Source organism: Kitasatospora sp. NPDC088391 (assembly GCF_044753345.1).
Lineage (GTDB): Bacteria > Actinomycetota > Actinomycetes > Streptomycetales > Streptomycetaceae > Kitasatospora.
The window spans coordinates 838733-853930 of sequence record NZ_JBIVNB010000001.1 but is presented as its reverse complement, the minus strand read 5'-3'; the positions used below and the strand labels follow the sequence as shown (position 1 = coordinate 853930).

Sequence of the window (15198 nt, the reverse complement as noted above, 5' to 3'; positions counted from 1 at the left end):
GCCGTTCACCCGATCGGACGCAGCCGGGTGCCCATGGCGGTGACCGCCTCGACGGTGGTCGCCCCCGGCCCCGGGTTGTCCAGGGCGAGGGTGCGGGTGGGCGGGGCGGCCTGGTCGATCCGGCGCCTGGCGGTGCCGACGGTGAGCCGGGCGACCCGGCGGCTCGCCGCGACCAGCAGGAACTCGGTGCCGTTCGGCGCCCGCCAGCGGTACTGGGCGACGGTGTCCTGCTCGTAGCGGCTGCACGCCCGCCCCTCCGCCCGGCCCAGCCGCACCGCCCGGCCCCCGTTCGGCGGCAGCACCGCCGCGGCCGCGCTCCCCGACCCGTCCCAGTGGTCGGCCCGCAGACAGACCCAGGCCAGCTCGCCCGCGTTCTGCGGCAGCGCCTGGTCGGCGAACTCCCACAGGTTCAACTGCCGTACGCCCGGCCCCGCTTCGGGCACCTCGCAGGCCCCTGCGGCCCACCGCCGCAGCGCCTGCGCACCCACCGCCTCGCGCGGCGGGCGCGCCGGGGCCGAGGCGTCCGGCGGCGGCGTCCAGGTCAGATGGGCGGGCGTCAGGCCGCCCAGGTCGGCCAGCAGGAAGGCGTGCTGCTCCGCCACCACCGGGTCGGACCGCAATTGCAGCACCGGCCCCGCGCAGCCCGCCGCCGCCGGGCCCGGCACCGGGTCGGTCACCCCCGCCGCGGTACCGAGCGGCCGCTCCGCGTCGTCGGGGCGGTCCAGCCGCCGGGTCGCCGCCGCCGCGACCCACGGCGCGAGCAGGTACCGCGCGCCGCCCGGGCCGCGCCGCAGCACCACCGCCGCGCCCGCCGTCACGTCGCTGTCCTCCGCCGGGCCCAGCGCGAGCGCCGGGCCGCCGCCGTCCTCGGTGTACCGGGCCAGGGTCCGGCCGTCCGTCAGCAGCACCGTGCCCGCGCCGTCCACCCCTCCGGCGTACAGGAGCTGGGTCGCCCCGGCGGGCCCGGCGGCGGCGCTGCCCGGCTCCGCCGAGACCCCGGGGACGCCCGGCGCGGCCCGCTGCCACGCCGTCAGGGCGCGCTCCAGCAGCGGCGCGTCGTCCACCCGGTCGCCGCGGGCCGGCCAGACCGCCAGGTCCAGCCGGGCGGTGTGCCGCCACAGGTCGTCGGCACGGCGCTCGGGCGGGGCGGGGGTGGTGACGGTCGCGGAACTTCTTTGCTCGCCAGGTCGGTCGACTGCCGGTACGACCGTCGCGGAGAGGGCGGCGGCCGTGGCGGCGGCCACCAGCAGGACGGTCCGGCGACGGCGGCGCAGCAGGTCGCCGGGGCGCAGGTGCACCGAGCAGGCGTCGTAGCCGGGCGGCAGGTCGCCCTCGGGGCGGTCCAAGGTGCCGACCAGGGCGAGGAGTTCGGCCCCGGCCCGGGCCGAGGCGACCGGTTCCGCCGCCCCGGCCCAGGCCAGCACCTCGGCGGTGGCCGCGGCGTCCAGCCCGTCCAGCGCCTGCACGGCGAAACCGGCCCGTACCTCGGCGGTCAACTCGGCCAGCCGGGCGTCCAGTTCGGCGTCCTCGTCGTCCGGTGGCGTGAACAGGCGCAGCCCCCAGACCCGGGGCAGGGGAGGGCCGATCCGGCGTCGCCGCAGCGCGGCCCGCAGGACCCGGACCCGGGCCGCCGGGTACCCGTCGTCCTCCGGTTCCGCCGCCCCGGTCGGGCCGCCGCTTCCGAACAGCGGCAGTGAGCGCTGCACCGCCGCGTGCGCGGCCGCCACCCGGGCGTGCCGCCCCCGGTCGGCGGGCAGCGTCAGGTACGCCAGGCACACCAGTCGCCGGTAGTGCCGTACCAACGCGGCTTCTGCGAAGCCGAGTTGGCCTTTTCCGGGGCCCGGTGCGGCGAGCCGCGGCCGGGGCAGAGTGCTGAGATCCATCGACCGCTCCAAACCACGGGTCGGACTGCCCTGCGTGTCGGCCGGATCAACGAGCGGCTCATCGGATGGTTGCGCCATCCGCGTGAACGCCCCGGCCCTGCGCCCCCTCTGCGCGCCGACCCCGGCTCGGCCCGTTCGGCCGAAAACCGTTCGAACGCGGGCGGTTCGGGGCACTATCGTCCGGCCCGTGAGCACGGAACATCCCCTGGTGGGCGAGGAGTTTCCCGAACTGGTGGCCGAACTGGCCGCCCTGTTGGCGGCGGAGGGCGAGGGCGCACTGGCCGAACAGCTGCCCGGGCTGCGCCTGGTGGCGAAGTGCGGGTGCGGCGACGACTTCTGCCGGAGCTTCGCCACGGCGGTCCACCCGCCCGGAACCCCGTACGGCCCCGGGCACCGCTGCGTGCCGCTGCTGCCCGCGCGGGGCATGCTGGTGCTGGACGTGGTGGACGGGCGGATCGTGTACGTCGAGGTGCTGGACCGGCCGCCGCTGCGCGGGACGTAGAGCGGGGCGCAGGGCGGGGCCGGTGCGGGGTCAGTCGATGCGGTCGTCGCTGGACAGGGTGAGCGTGACGGCGGGTCCGGCGGTGGTGGGCAGGTCGAGGCAGACGGTGCGGACGTCGAGCAGGGCGCCGGTGCGGCGGCAGGCGTGCCAGCCGTCGCGGTCCCGGGCGAGCGGCCAGCCGGTGGCGGTCAGGTGGGCGCGGAGCCGGTCCGGGGTGTCCGGGGGGCCGTCGACGGTGAGTTCGCGGATGCAGTAGGTGGTGGAGCCGCCGCCGCACTCGGTGTCCCGGTCGGCGGTGATCCGCAGCCCGTCCGGCAGCGGCGCCACTTCGGCGGCGGCCGGGACGCGCAGCGGCGCCCCGAAGGAGGCCAGCAGGCCACCGCCGAACCAGGTCGCCGTGCCCAGCAGCAGGGCGCAGCCGACCGACAGGGCCGCGCCGGTCCCGCGCCGTTCGCCGTGCTCGCCCCGGTGCACCGGCCACACCAGCAGCAGCCCCAGCAGCAGCGCCGCCACGGCGGTGCCGCCCGCCGCGACCAGGGCCGTCCAGCGGACCCCGTCCGGCAGCACGTCCAGCACGGACCCGTACGCGGCCGCCGCGGCCGCCCCGAGCACGGCGGCGATCACGAGGCGGACCCGCCCGGGCGGGGCGGCGAGCAGCCAGCAGACCAACGGCACGACCGGCACCAGCAGTTCGAAGATCACGGGGAACACTCTGCCGTCCGGCGGGCCCGGTGCGGAAGGTCAGTGCACCCCCGAATTCCCGGCGCGGGGCGGGCGGGCGAACAGGAGCGCGCCCGGCGTGGCCCCGTCGGGGTCGGTCAGCAGGTGCGCCTCGACGGTGAAACCGGCCTCGCGCAGCAGGGCCGCAACCTGTTCGGGGCGGCGGCGGTGGACGCGCACCTTCATCGGGTGGCCGCCGTAGCCCTCGGCCTTCACCCGGGAGCCGTCGCCGACGTGGAACCCGAGCAGCAGCGGCCCGCCCGGGCGCAGCACCCGCCGGAACTCCCCCAGGGCGGTGGGGAGTTCGGCGTCCGGGAGGTGGATCAGCGACCAGAAGGCGAGCAGGCCGGCGACCGACCCGTCCGGGAGGTCGAGCGCCGTCATGGTGCCGACCTCGAACCGTAGCCCGGGGTGGTCGCGCCGGGCCACCGCGACCATGCCGGGCGACAGGTCGACGCCGAACGCGTCCAGGCCCAGCCCGTGCAGGTGCGCGGTGACGTGCCCGGGCCCGCAGCCCACGTCCGCCACCGGCCCGCCGCCCGCCTCCCGCACCAGCTCGGCGAAGAGCCCCAGCGCGGCCCGCAGGTAGGGCGCCCCGGCCAGCACGCCGCGGATCAGGTCCGCATAGTCGGCCGCCACCGTGTCGTAGGAACTCCGGGTGTCCGCGAGCCAGTCGTCCATGCCCCCACCGTATCCGCCGTCCCGCGCGGTCAGAACGGCTCGAAACCCGGCTGCACCGGGCCGATCTCGCCGCTCGCCGCCAACTCCGCCAGGTCCTCCGGTTCCAGGAACTCCAGGGCCGCCGGGTCGACGCCGTGGTACCCGTCGACGTCGCGCAGGCATGCGACGAACGACAGGACGAAGTCGGTGAAGGGCCCGGCGAAGGTCTCGCAGCCCTCCTCGTGGGCCATGGTGACGATCTCCCAGCGGTCGGGGTCGGCCCCGGTCGGCAGGAAGAAGTGCTCGTCGCCGCTGGGGTCGTGGCCCCAGAAGACCAGTCCGCCCGGCTCGGGGTGGACCGGGTACGGGTGGTGCTCGATCCCGCCGTGCGCCGCCGCCCTCCGGCGCCGGTCGGCCTGCCGCTCGTGGACCTCGCGCATCCGCGGCAGGAGCGGGCTCGAACCGAGCGGGTGGAGGACCACGAGCTCCCCGGAGATGACCCCGGTGCCGTAGGCGTCCATGAACTCCTTGTAGTCGCCGGGCAGCGGCGAGCCGACGTGGCGCTCGACCTCGGCCCAGTCGGAAGGCCGCGGCCGCCGCCGGGGCGGCGGGCCCAACAGCGCCGTCAGCTCGCTCAGTCGTGACACGGGGTGCTCCGTTCGCTTCCGGGGCCGGGGCCGGGGCCGGGGCCGGGGCGGGGGCCGTGGCGGGCCGGGGCCGCCGCAGTCCGTTCTCGGCCCGTTCTCAGTCCGCCAGGGTGGCCGGGTCGGTGTTGGCGCCGCACAGGACCACGCAGACCGTTTCGTCCGGGGCCGGGCGGTAGGCGGTGCCGAGGGCGGCGAAGGCGGTGGCGGCGGCGTGTTCGACGGCGAGGCGGTGGCCGTCCCAGAGTGCGCGGCGGGCCCGGACGATCGCCTCGTCGGGGACCAGGACGGAGTGCACGTCGCCCTCCTGCGCCGCGTGCAGCGCGGTCATCGAGGCCCGGCGGGCGCCCAGCGAGTCGGCGGCCACCGAGTCCACGGGCACGTCCACCGGGTGCCCGGCCGCCAGCGCCGCGTTCAGCGCCCGGCAGTGCTCCGGCTCGACCGCGACGGTCCGCACCCCGTGCTCCCGCGCCGCCGTCGCCACCCCCGCGAACAGGCCGCCGCCGCCCACCGACACCACCACCGTGTCCAGCTCCGGCACCTGACGGCGGATCTCCGCCAGCAGGGTGCCCGCGCCCGCCGCGATCAGCGGATGGTCGTACGCGTGCGAGGCCAGCGCGCCGCTGTCCGCCGCGAACTCCTCGCACGCCGCCAGCGCCTCCGCGTACTCGCGGCCCACCGACCGGACCTCCGCGCCGTAGCCGCGCAGCCGCGCCACCTTCACCGCCGGGGCGTTCTCGGGCAGGAACACCGTCGCCCGCACCCCCGCCTCCCGGGCCGCCCACGCGCAGGCCAGCCCCGCGTTGCCGCCCGAGGCGATGGTCACCCCCGCCGCCGGCAGCGTCCCCGCCTCCCGGTGCGCCCGGACGAAGTTCTGCGCGCCCCGAGCCTTGAACGACCCGGTGTGCTGCAGCAGTTCGAGAGCCAGCCGGGCCCCGCCGCCGCCGGCCGGGGTCACGGCGACGGGACGGACCCGCCCGGCGATCCGGTCGGCGGCCGCCGCGACGTCGGCGGGGGTCAGCACGGGAACGGGCAGCAGGTGCACGGCAACACTCCGGCGGGTCGACGGACGGGACGGACGGGGCAACGGGACGGCGAGATGAGGTGACAGGACGGCGAGGTGAGGGGACGGACGGGGCCGAGCGTACTCGTCCGGCCGGTGGACGGCCGGTCCGGCTCCCATCCGTTCCGGCTCCGGCGCCGAAGGACGGGCAGGGGGCGCCCGCCCCCCGGACCGCCCCGCCCGGTGCGGCGACCTCGTCGGACCGACGCGCCGCCTGGCCCGAGCACAGGAACGTGCGCCACCATGACCCTCGCCGTCGTCCTGTTCACCCAGGACCTGCGCCTGCACGACAACCCCGCCCTGCACGCCGCCCGGGCCGGAGCCGACCAGGTGGTGCCGCTGTTCGTCGCCGACCCGGCGGTCGCCCGGGCCGGCTTCGACGCCCCCAACCGGGCCGCGTTCCTGGCCGGCTGCCTGGCCGACCTGGACGCCGGGCTGCGCCGGATCGGCGGAAGCCTGCTGGTGCGCGAGGGCGACACCGCCGAGCAGGCCGCGAAGCTCGCCGCCGAACTCGGCGCGGCGAGCGTGCACGTCGCCGCCGGGGTCAGCGCCTACGCGCGGCGGCGCGAGCAGCGGCTGCGCCGGGCGCTGGGCGGGCGGCTGCACGTCCACGAGGGCTCGCTGACGGCCGTCCCGCCGGGCGCCGTCACCCCGGCCGGGCGCGACCACTACGCGGTGTTCACGCCGTACCACCGGGCCTGGCAGGAGGTCCGCCGCCGCACCCCGCTGCCCGCGCCCCGCGCCCTGCACACCCCCGAGGGCCTGCGCGGCGCCCCGATCCCCGCCGCGACGCCCACCGCGCGGGTCCTGCCCGCCCCCGGCGAGAGCGCGGCCCGCCGCAACTGGCAGCACTGGCACACCGATTCCTACGCCGACCTGCACGACGACCTCGCCGCCGACGGCACCTCGCACCTGTCGCCGTACCTGCACTTCGGCTGCCTGTCCGCCAACGAGCTGGTCCACCTCGCCGGGCAGCGCGGCGGGACGGGCGCCGAGGCGTTCGTCCGGCAGCTGGTCTGGCGGGACTTCCACCACCAGGTGCTGGCCGCCCGGCCCGCCGCCGCGCACGCCGACTACCGTTCCCGGCAGGACAGTTGGCGCACCGACCCGGAGGAGTTCGACGCCTGGCGGACCGGCCGCACCGGGTTCCCGATCATCGACGCGGGCCTGCGCCAGCTCGCCGAGACCGGCTGGATGCACAACCGGGCCCGGCTGCTGACGGCGAGCTTCCTGGCCAAGAGCCTGTACCTGGACTGGCGGCTCGGCGCCCGGCACTTCCTGCACCACCTGGTGGACGGCGACGTCGCCAACAACCAGCTCAACTGGCAGTGGGTGGCGGGCACCGGCACCGACACCCGGCCCAACCGGATCCTCAACCCGCTGACCCAGGCCGACCGTTACGACCCCGACGGCGCCTACGTCCGCCGCTGGGTGCCCGAACTCGCCGACCTGCCGGGCCGCTCGATCCACCGCCCCTGGCAGCTGCGCCACCGCCCGGCCGGCTACCCCGCGCCGCTGATCGCCCCCGACGCCACCGCGCGGCGGCTGCGCGCGGCCCGGCTGGAGGGCGAGGAGCGGGAGCGCGGCCAGGAGTCACTGCCCGGACTGGGTTGACGAACCGTCAAGGTCCGTGGGGAACCGTCCGGGTGAACCACGCGCGTCGTCACCCACCGTGTTCCGGGAAGCGGACGGGTCGGCCCGGAATCCGGTACCGCCAACCGGAGTAAATCCTGTGCAGATCGTCGGGTCGACCAGCGAATTCCTCCGTCGGGCGGGGCCTGGCCATGACATTTCGCGGAAATTCCTCTCCGTGGCCGCGAAATCATCACCTTCGGCAGGATTGCCGCGGCCGGAATCGGGCACAGGCCGCATACCCCAAGCGATCCCGGAGAAAGGCACCAGAGTGGCACTGAGCGTGAGCTACGGGGAGCGATACGGCTGGACCGTGGTCCAGGTGGCCGGCGAGGTGGACATCAGCGGCGTGGCCGCCCTCCGCGAACGCCTCCAGCGGCTGATCACCGACGGCTGCCTGCGGATGGTGGTCGACATCAGCCGGGTCGACTTCTGCGACTCCACCGGCTTCGCCGTCCTGGTCGCCACCCGCCGCATGCTGGCCTCCCGGTCCGGCCGGCTGCGGCTGGTCCTGCCGGGGCCGGAGACCCACACCCGCAAGATCCTCCAACTCTTCGGCATCGAGCGGATCTTCGACGCCCACGACTCCGTCGAGGACGCCCTCGCCGACCTCCGGGAGGCCGTCCTCGCCGAGGACGCGCCCGCAGAGTCGGCGGGGGCGGCCGGACCGGAGGGTGCCGAGGTCGTCCCGCGCCAGCGCGAGGGCAGCCGCGTCACCGCCGACTGAGGCCACGGGCACGGGACATGACGGGCCGTCAGCGTCGACGGACCGTCAGCACCCGTGTATCAGGCGGGAGTTCCGAAGTCCTGCGTCCACCACGGCCCGCCCGTGCCCAGGTGGATGCCCACGCCCAGCTCGGTGAACTTGCAGTTCAGGATGTTCGCCCGGTGACCGGGGCTGTTCATCCAACTGTCCATCACCGCCGCGGCGTCCTTCTGCCCGCGCGCGATGTTCTCGCCCCAGCCGCTCCACCGGTACCCGGCGGCGTCGATCCGCTGCTGCGGGCCGGCGCCGTCCGGGTTGGTGTGGTCGAAGAAGTTGCGCGCCGCCATGTCGTCGGAGTGCCGCTGCGCCGCCGTCGCCAGCTGCCCGTTCGCCCGCACCGGTCCGCAACCCGCCTGCGCCCGCTGGGTGTTGACCAGGTCCAGCACCTGCTGGCCGAGGTCCGCGGACCGCTTCGCGGCGGTCGCCGCCGCACTGGTCGCGGCGGGCGGGGCCGGCGCGGGGGCCGAGGTCCTGACCGAGGCGGACGGGGAGGCGGACGGGGAGGGCCTGGCCGAGGGCGACGCGGACGGCGCGGCCGAGACGCTCTCCGCGGCGGCCGGTGCCGTGCCTTCGGCCGGGTCCACCAGCGCCACCGCGGTCGGCGCCTGCTCGGCCGCGCCCGTCGCGGGCGGCGGGTCCTCCATCCCGAGCGCCACCAGCAGGCCCACGGCCACCGTCAGCACGCCGCCGCCGACGACCAGCACCCGGGCCGGGCCGCGCCGACGCGCCCCCCGGTGGCCCCGGCGCGTCCCCGCCCGGCGCGCACCGCCCTGCGGCCCCCGCCGGTGCGACCCCGCCGGACGCGCCGCCGGGTGCGCCGTCGGCCGGGCCCCCGAGGCGGCCAGCACCCCGTCCAGCAACCGCCCGTCCGGCAGCGGCACCATCGCCAGGCCGGCCAGCAGCCCCTCCGCCGGGAACAGCCCCTGCCGCTGCTCCGCGCAGTGCGCGCACTCCCGGACGTGCCGTCCCATCCGCTTGCGCCACAGCGTGCTCGGCACCCCGTCCCAGGACGCCGTCAGCTCGCCCAGCCACGGACACGGCGGCACCGCCGCCAGCGCCCGCACCACCAGCCGGGCCGCCTCCAGCTGCCCCTTCATCCGCTGCACCCGCACCGCCGCGTGCTGCGGCGTCACCTCCAGCGCGGCCGCCAGCTCCGGACGGCTCAGCTCGCCCGCCGCCTCCAGCCACCACAGCGCCAGCAGGTCGCGGTCGCCCTCGTCCAGCCAGCGGGTCGCCTCCGCGACCTCGCGGCGCTGCTCGGACAGCCCGAGCCGGACGATCGTCAGGCCCACGAAGTCGCCCGCCGGGTCGGCGACCACGACCGGGTCCGGCACCGCGTCCGGCCCGCTGTCGCGGAACCGGCGGCGGACCTGGTTCACCGCGATGGCCACCAGCCAGCTCCGGAAGCCCTCCGGCTCCCGCAGGCCCGGCAGGCCGTCCACCGCCCGGAGCATGGTCTCCTGCACCACGTCGTCGGTGTCCGGGTGCCCCGAGAGCGCCCGCCCCACCACGTTGTACACCAGCGGCAGATGCTCGCCGACCAGTTCCGCCACCGCCTGCCGGTCCCCGCGCTGCGCGCGCTCGACCAGCGCCGTCACCCGCCCACTCTCCACAGCCCGGACCGTCCTCGTGCTCTCGCTGCCTGCCCTCACGTACTGGGAGATCCACCGACCAGCAGCTGATAACACAAATCTCGGGGAAAACTCCTGGGCCGACGCGAAGCATAAGCGAGAGCCCCTGCCGGGGAGCCCACCGGCACACGGCACGGACATCCCGGGCCCCTGGGGGCTCCCTAGAAGATCTGCAGGGAGGCCCACAGGGCCAGGACCGACGCCGCGAGGGTGGTCGGGACGGCGAGCAGACCCAGCCTGGTGAACGTCGCCGCGCTGCTCGCGGGGGTGAGGCGGCGCCACAGCAGGGTGGCGAGGGAACCCGCGTAGGTGAGGTTCGGGCCGAGGTTGACGCCCAGCAGGACGGCCAGCACCGGGCCCGGCCCGGCCGGCGCGGCGAGCGGGACGAGCAGCAGCGTCGCGGGCAGGTTGTTGACCAGGTTGGCGAGCAGCGCGGCCAGCCCGGCCAGGGCGAACAGCACCGGCAGCGAGTCCCCGGCCGGGACGAGCGCGGCGAGCTGCGCGGACAGCCCGTTGTCGACCACGGCCTTCACCACCACGCCCAGGGCCAGCACGAACGCCAGGAACGGCACCGCCGCCGCGTCCACGATCCGGCGCGGCGTGGTCCGCCCGTCCCGCAGCGCCCGGACGGCCAGCACCAGCGCGCCCGCCGCGGCCGCCCACGCGGGGGACACGTCCAGCGCGGAGGCCAGCACGAAACCGGCCAGCGTGCCCGCCACCGTGAACAGGGCGAACCGGGGCAGCCGGGGCCGTCCGGCGGGGACGGGGTGCTCGGCGGGGACGGCCAGGTCGGCGGCGAAGAACCGCCGCAGCACCAGGTACTCCACGCCGACGGCGGCCAGCCAGGGCAGCGCCATCAGCGCCGTGAACCGGCCGAAGCCCAGGCCGCTCGCCGTGAACGCCAGCAGGTTCGTCAGGTTCGACACCGGCAGCAGCAGCGACGCCGAGTTCGCCAGGTGCGCGCACGCGTACAGGTGCGGGCGGGCCCGCACGCCCAGCACCCCGGTGGTGGCCAGCACCACCGGCGTCAGCAGCACCACCGTTGCGTCCAGGCTGAGCACCGCCGTCACCACGGCCGCCACCGCGAACACCTGCCGCAGCAGCGGCACCGGCCGCCCGCCCGAGGAACCCGCCATCCACCGGCCCAGCGCCTCGAACAGGCCCTCCTCGTCGCACAGCCGGGCCAGCACCAGCACCGCCGCGAGGAACCCGACCACCGGCGCGAGCCGTCCGATCTCGGCCCACGCCGCCGACGGCGACACCGCGCCCACCGCCACCAGCACGCCCGCCGCCGGGACCGCCGCCACCGCCTCCGGCCAGCCGAACGGCCGCCGCACCGCGCACCCCAGCACCACGGCCAGCAGCACCAGCGCCACCACTTCCGCGCCCACTCCCGTCACTCCCGCCACCTCCGGCCCTCTCCTGCCCGCGCGCAAAGGTTCCATCCAAACACCCGCCGAACAGGCCCTTTGCGCCGGGGGAGCGGGCACGGCAGGCTGACCGGCAACGATCACCGGACCCACGGGAGGCGACATGTCCGTCCAGCGGAGCGCGCAGTGGCTGCGGAAGGCGGCGGCGACCGGGTTCCCGGCCGGTTCGACCGGCTCCCTGCTGTCGGTCGGCTCGGTCGGCTCCTTCCTGTCGATCGGCTGCGCCCACTCGGTGCTGTCCATCGGCTCGGTCGGCTCGGTGCTGTCCATCGGCTCGGCCGGTTCGGTGCTGTCGCTCGGCAGCCTCGGCTCCGCGCTGTCGGCCCTGTCGGTCGGCTCCTGGCGCAGCGCCGGGTCGGTGCTCTCCGCGGAGTCCACGCTGGCCGTCCTCTCCTACCGCTCGGTGCTCGCCGTCAGGGCGGTCCGCAAGCGGCGCGGGACCGGACCCGCGATCGCCGCCCGCTGAAAATGCGGTGCGCCGGGGCGGGTCGGACCGCCATCGTTGGCCCATGACAAGTGCGGCCCTCGAAGGCGCGGTGGCAGGACTCGGCGTGGCGGTGCCCCTGGGCGCGGTCGGAGTGCTGCTGCTCCAGGAGGGCCGCCGCGGCTGGGCGCCCGCCGCGGGCGGGGCGACGGCCGTCGCCGCGGTCGACGGCGCGTACGCGACGGTCGCGGTGCTGGCCGGCCCGCAGGTCGCCGCGCTGCTCGCCGGGCACGAGGGCACGGTCCGCCTGGTCTCCGCGCTGCTGCTCGGCGCGATCGCCGTGCACGGCCTGCTCGGTCTGCGGCGCGCCGTCGAACCCGCCCCCGACGCGTCGGCCCGCGGCGCCGGCCGCGCCTTCCTGCGCTTCACCCTCCTCACGGCGGTCAACCCCGCGACCGCCCTCTACTTCACCGCCCTGATCGCCGCCCGCGGCACGGGCACGCACGCCGGGGCGACGGCCTTCGTCACGGGCGTCTTCCTCGCCTCCCTCCTGTGGCAGCACCTCCTCGCCGCCGCCGGCGCCTTCGCGGGCGCCCGCCTGGGCCCGCGCCTGCGCCGGGTCACGTACGCCGTCGGCTACGGCCTGGTCGGACTGCTGGCGCTCCGCCTCGCACTCTGACCTCCGGCAGCTCACTCCGAGCAGGTCGCCCGGTCCTCGGCTCCGCCGAGGGCGGGCCCTACGTCCAGGCGACGGCGACGACGGCCGCGGCGGCCGTCGCGGTGGCCACGGTGTAGAAGGCCCACGGCTGCTTGGTGCGCAGGCCCAGCAGGGCGACGGCGGCGATCAGGACGTCCAGGGCGAGTTTCACGCCGGTCTTCGCGTGCGGGACGGGGAGGTCGAGGGCGAGGCGGGTCCAGACGAGGCCCGCGCCGGTGACCAGTTGGACGACCGCGCTGGTGACCATGTAGCCGCCCGCGACCGGGTCCTTCCCGCGCACCTGGTAGAAGACGCCGCCCAGCAGCGCGGCGAAGCCGAACAGGTGGAAGACGAGGAACACGTACCGAAGGATCTGCATGTCGGTGGTCTTTCTCCAGCGCCGGAACGGGGTGGCGGCCGCCCCCGGGAGGGCGTCCGCACCCTGGACGGGGCAGCGGCCCGGGCTGTGACATCCCGCCGGGGAGACGTGCGTCACACCGGTCCGTGTCACAACGGCGGGCGCCGCCCCGTCCAGGGAGGGCAGGAACGCAACGATCCGGAGGAGCACACGATGGACGCACGACTCGACTACTTCGCCACCCCGACCGCCGGCCGGGCGCTCAAGCACGTGATGGCGGCCGGCCGGACCCTGCAGGAGACGTCGCTGCCCGCCGCGACGCGGGAGCTGGTGGCGCTGCGGGTGAGCCAGGTCAACGGCTGCTCGGTCTGCGTCGACATGCACCTGAAGGAGGCCGCGGCCGCCGGCGAGAGCGCGGTGCGGCTGGGCATGGTCGCGGTCTGGCGCGAGGCCACGGTCTTCACCGAGGCCGAGCGCGCCGCGCTCGCGCTCGCCGAGCAGGGCACCCGGATCGCCGACGGGGCGGCCGGGGTCGACGACGCGACCTGGGAGCGGGCCGCCCGGCACTACGACACGGAGCAGCTGACGGCCCTCGTCGTGCTGGTGTCGTTCATGAACATGGTGAACCGGCTGAACGCCATCACCCGGCAGCCCGGCGGCAGTTACCGGGCGGGGCAGTTCCACTGAGCCGGGGTTCCCCGGCGGGGCGGGAAGTGCCAAGATCACGACGAGCCGGACGGTCCGCGGGAGCGCGGGCCGCCCCGGCTCCGTATCGGGCCCGTCCGGCACCCCCGGGCGGCACGCACCGCAGGGGGAGAGCCGCGTGGGCAAGGTCGAGGAGTTCGAGGAGCTGCGGCCGCTGCTGTTCTCGATCGCGTACCGGATGCTGGGCAGCGTGAGCGAGGCGGAGGACGCCGTCCAGGAGAGCTGGCTCCGCTACGACGCCTCACCGACCCGCCCGGACTCGCCCCGGGCCTTCCTGTCGACCACCGTCACCCGGATCTCCCTCGACGTGCTGCGCTCCGCCCGGGTCCGGCGCGAGGCGTACGTCGGGACGTGGCTGCCCGAACCGCTGCTCGACGACCCCTACCAGGACCCGGCCCGGGCGGCGGAACTCGCCGACTCGGTGTCGATGGCGGCGCTGCTCCTGCTGGAGCGGCTCAGCCCGCTGGAGCGGTCGGTGTTCGTGCTGCGGGACGTCTTCGGCTTCGGCTTCGACGAGATCGGCGCGACGGTCGGCCGCGCCGAACCGGCCTGCCGGCAACTGCTGGTCCGGGCCCGCCGCCACATGAGCGAGGGCCGCCCCCGGTACGCCGCCGACCGCCGGGAACGGGAGGAACTGGCCGGCCGGTTCTTCGAGGCCCTCTCGCAGGGGGACCTGGACGGGCTGCAGCGCCTGCTGTCCGCGGACGTCGAGCTGGTCGGCGACGGCGGCGGCAAGGCCCCGCAACTGGCCCGCGCCGTCGTCGGGGCGGAGAAGGTGGCCCGCCTGCTCGCTACCGCCCACCCGCTGATGGCGGAGACCGGGGTCCGCTGCGAGCCGTGCGAGGTCAACGGGGAGCCGGGGGCGCTGTTCCGCGACCGCGACGGCCTGGTCCTGCGCGTGATGGCCCTGGAGGTGCTCGACGGCCGGGTCCGCACCGTCCGCACCGTCATCAACCCCGAGAAGCTCGGCCACCTCGGCCCGGTCGCCGACGCCTGGGCCCTCGACCGGGAGATCCGCCGCGTCCGCCGCAACCGCTAGGCAGGCGCTTCCGGAAGAAACCAGGGGCCCGGGGAACGGCGGGGCCCAGAGGCGACGCGCCGGAGCACAGCGGGGCGCCACGGGGCGTCGGCCCAGGACCCTCCGACCCGAAACGGGGTGGCGCCTCCGCAGCCCGTCGGACGCCCCCTCCCTCGGCGCCGCCGTTCCCCGGGCCCCTGATTGCGCAACCCCGCCCGGCCGCGGAGCGTCACTCGGCCCGCAGCCAGGTCCGCGCCGCCGTGTCCAGCGGGAGGCCGAGCGCGGCGCAGAGGCCGACGACGGTGCCGAAGCCGGGGCTGGGCAGGCGGCCCATCTCGATCTTGCGGAGGGTTTCGGGGGAGATCCCGGCACGGTGCGCGACCGCCGCGGGGTCGCGGCCGGCCCGGGTCTCGCGGAACAGCGCGCCCAGGCGGCGGCCGGCCTCGATCTGCTCGGGGGTGAGGGGGACTCGGACCATGCCGACACGCTACTGAACGAGGTGCCCGGACGCCCAGGCCCTTCCGTCCGGCGGCCTCAGCGCAGCGGCAGCCGCTCCGCGCCGTCGCGCTCCTCGGCGGGCCGGGGCCCGAAGATGCGGCGGTCGGCGGCGTCGATGGGGGTGTCGTTGATGCTGGCCTCGCGGCGGGCCATCAGGCCGTGCCCGTCGAACTCCCAGAGTTCGTTGCCGTAGCTGCGCCACCACTGGCCGTCGGCGTCGTGCCACTCGTACTGGAAGCGGACGGCGATCCGGTCGTCCTCGAACGCCCACAGGCTCTTGCGCAGGGCGTACTCGTGCTCGCGCTGCCACTTGGCGGTGAGGAAGGCGGTGATCTCCTCCCGGCCGGTGACGAAGGTGTCGCGGTTCCGCCAGACCGAGTCGGGGGTGTAGGCGAGGGCGACGCGCCGCGGGTCGCGGGAGTTCCAGCCGTCCTCGGCGGCCTGGACCTTGGCGAGCGCGCTCTCGCGGGTGAACGGCGGGCGGGGCGGGCGGTCCTCGGGCACGGCGGCCTCCTCCAACAGGTGGAGAACGATCGTTCTCCACGGTCTCGGGCCTAGAGTAGGGAA

General features: G+C 76.4%; 17 protein-coding genes. 7 read left to right on the top strand and 10 right to left on the bottom strand.

The genetic code is table 11. The features are described 5' to 3' along the window. Positions 1–5: 5 nt before the first annotated feature. Complete coding sequence (locus ACIQBJ_RS03665) at positions 6–1883, bottom strand: hypothetical protein (RefSeq protein WP_400702812.1); 1878 nt, start codon at positions 1881–1883, stop codon at positions 6–8. Between the two features lie 187 nt (positions 1884–2070). Between ACIQBJ_RS03665 and ACIQBJ_RS03660 the strand changes: the two genes are divergently transcribed. Beyond that, the gene (locus ACIQBJ_RS03660; RefSeq protein WP_400702809.1) at positions 2071–2385 is read left to right on the top strand and encodes a hypothetical protein; all 315 of its coding nucleotides are present in this window, start codon (positions 2071–2073) and stop codon (positions 2383–2385) included. Between the two features lie 30 nt (positions 2386–2415). Here ACIQBJ_RS03660 and ACIQBJ_RS03655 read toward each other — a convergent pair whose 3' ends face one another. From ACIQBJ_RS03655 to ACIQBJ_RS03640, 4 genes are all read right to left on the bottom strand, one after another. After that, positions 2416–3087 (bottom strand): hypothetical protein, encoded by a 672-nt coding sequence (locus ACIQBJ_RS03655; protein WP_400702806.1) that lies wholly within the window; start codon positions 3085–3087, stop codon positions 2416–2418. A gap of 39 nt (positions 3088–3126) precedes the next feature. After that, the gene (locus ACIQBJ_RS03650) at positions 3127–3786 is read right to left on the bottom strand and encodes a class I SAM-dependent DNA methyltransferase (protein WP_400702803.1); all 660 of its coding nucleotides are present in this window, start codon (positions 3784–3786) and stop codon (positions 3127–3129) included. Positions 3787–3815: 29 nt separating this feature from the next. Further along, entirely contained in the window at positions 3816–4412 is a 597-nt protein-coding gene (locus tag ACIQBJ_RS03645) for an SMI1/KNR4 family protein (RefSeq protein WP_400702800.1), read from the bottom strand. 97 nt (positions 4413–4509) lie between these two features. Then, positions 4510–5454 carry a serine/threonine dehydratase gene (locus ACIQBJ_RS03640; RefSeq protein ID WP_400702797.1) on the bottom strand — a complete coding sequence of 315 codons (945 nt, stop codon included), beginning with the start codon at positions 5452–5454 and terminating at the stop codon, positions 4510–4512. A 261-nt stretch (positions 5455–5715) separates the two neighbouring features. On the opposite strand from ACIQBJ_RS03640, the gene ACIQBJ_RS03635 reads away from it, so the two are divergent. Together ACIQBJ_RS03635 and ACIQBJ_RS03630 are read left to right on the top strand one after the other, a co-directional pair. Continuing rightward, positions 5716–7086, top strand: coding sequence for a cryptochrome/photolyase family protein (locus tag ACIQBJ_RS03635; RefSeq protein WP_400702795.1), 1371 nt, complete (start codon positions 5716–5718; stop codon positions 7084–7086). A 289-nt stretch (positions 7087–7375) separates the two neighbouring features. Then, a complete protein-coding gene (locus tag ACIQBJ_RS03630; protein WP_400702792.1) occupies positions 7376–7831 on the top strand; it encodes an STAS domain-containing protein in 456 nt (151 codons plus the stop codon). A 59-nt stretch (positions 7832–7890) separates the two neighbouring features. On the opposite strand, the gene ACIQBJ_RS03625 is transcribed toward ACIQBJ_RS03630, so the two are convergent. Both ACIQBJ_RS03625 and ACIQBJ_RS03620 read right to left on the bottom strand, forming a co-directional pair. After that, positions 7891–9483, bottom strand: coding sequence for a sigma-70 family RNA polymerase sigma factor (locus ACIQBJ_RS03625; protein ID WP_400702789.1), 1593 nt, complete (start codon positions 9481–9483; stop codon positions 7891–7893). A gap of 179 nt (positions 9484–9662) precedes the next feature. Beyond that, positions 9663–10946 (bottom strand): SLC13 family permease, encoded by a 1284-nt coding sequence (locus ACIQBJ_RS03620; protein ID WP_400702786.1) that lies wholly within the window; start codon positions 10944–10946, stop codon positions 9663–9665. Between the two features lie 88 nt (positions 10947–11034). Here ACIQBJ_RS03620 and ACIQBJ_RS03615 point away from each other — a divergent pair, with 88 nt between their 5' ends. Both ACIQBJ_RS03615 and ACIQBJ_RS03610 read left to right on the top strand, forming a co-directional pair. Then, positions 11035–11397 carry a hypothetical protein gene (locus tag ACIQBJ_RS03615; RefSeq protein ID WP_400702783.1) on the top strand — a complete coding sequence of 121 codons (363 nt, stop codon included), beginning with the start codon at positions 11035–11037 and terminating at the stop codon, positions 11395–11397. A gap of 43 nt (positions 11398–11440) precedes the next feature. Beyond that, positions 11441–12034 carry a LysE family transporter gene (locus tag ACIQBJ_RS03610; protein WP_400702780.1) on the top strand — a complete coding sequence of 198 codons (594 nt, stop codon included), beginning with the start codon at positions 11441–11443 and terminating at the stop codon, positions 12032–12034. Between the two features lie 58 nt (positions 12035–12092). On the opposite strand, the gene ACIQBJ_RS03605 is transcribed toward ACIQBJ_RS03610, so the two are convergent. After that, positions 12093–12431, bottom strand: a complete 339-nt coding sequence (locus ACIQBJ_RS03605) for a hypothetical protein (RefSeq protein ID WP_400702777.1) — start codon at positions 12429–12431, stop codon at positions 12093–12095. A 192-nt stretch (positions 12432–12623) separates the two neighbouring features. On the opposite strand from ACIQBJ_RS03605, the gene ACIQBJ_RS03600 reads away from it, so the two are divergent. Together ACIQBJ_RS03600 and ACIQBJ_RS03595 are read left to right on the top strand one after the other, a co-directional pair. After that, a complete protein-coding gene (locus tag ACIQBJ_RS03600; RefSeq protein WP_400702774.1) occupies positions 12624–13097 on the top strand; it encodes a carboxymuconolactone decarboxylase family protein in 474 nt (157 codons plus the stop codon). A 136-nt stretch (positions 13098–13233) separates the two neighbouring features. Then, the gene (locus ACIQBJ_RS03595; protein ID WP_400702771.1) at positions 13234–14154 is read left to right on the top strand and encodes an RNA polymerase sigma-70 factor; all 921 of its coding nucleotides are present in this window, start codon (positions 13234–13236) and stop codon (positions 14152–14154) included. A 208-nt stretch (positions 14155–14362) separates the two neighbouring features. Here the strand turns inward: ACIQBJ_RS03595 and ACIQBJ_RS03590 are convergent, their stop codons facing one another. Together ACIQBJ_RS03590 and ACIQBJ_RS03585 are read right to left on the bottom strand one after the other, a co-directional pair. After that, a complete protein-coding gene (locus ACIQBJ_RS03590; protein WP_400702768.1) occupies positions 14363–14611 on the bottom strand; it encodes a helix-turn-helix domain-containing protein in 249 nt (82 codons plus the stop codon). A gap of 56 nt (positions 14612–14667) precedes the next feature. After that, entirely contained in the window at positions 14668–15135 is a 468-nt protein-coding gene (locus ACIQBJ_RS03585) for a nuclear transport factor 2 family protein (RefSeq protein ID WP_400702765.1), read from the bottom strand. Between the last annotated feature and the right edge of the window lie 63 nt (positions 15136–15198).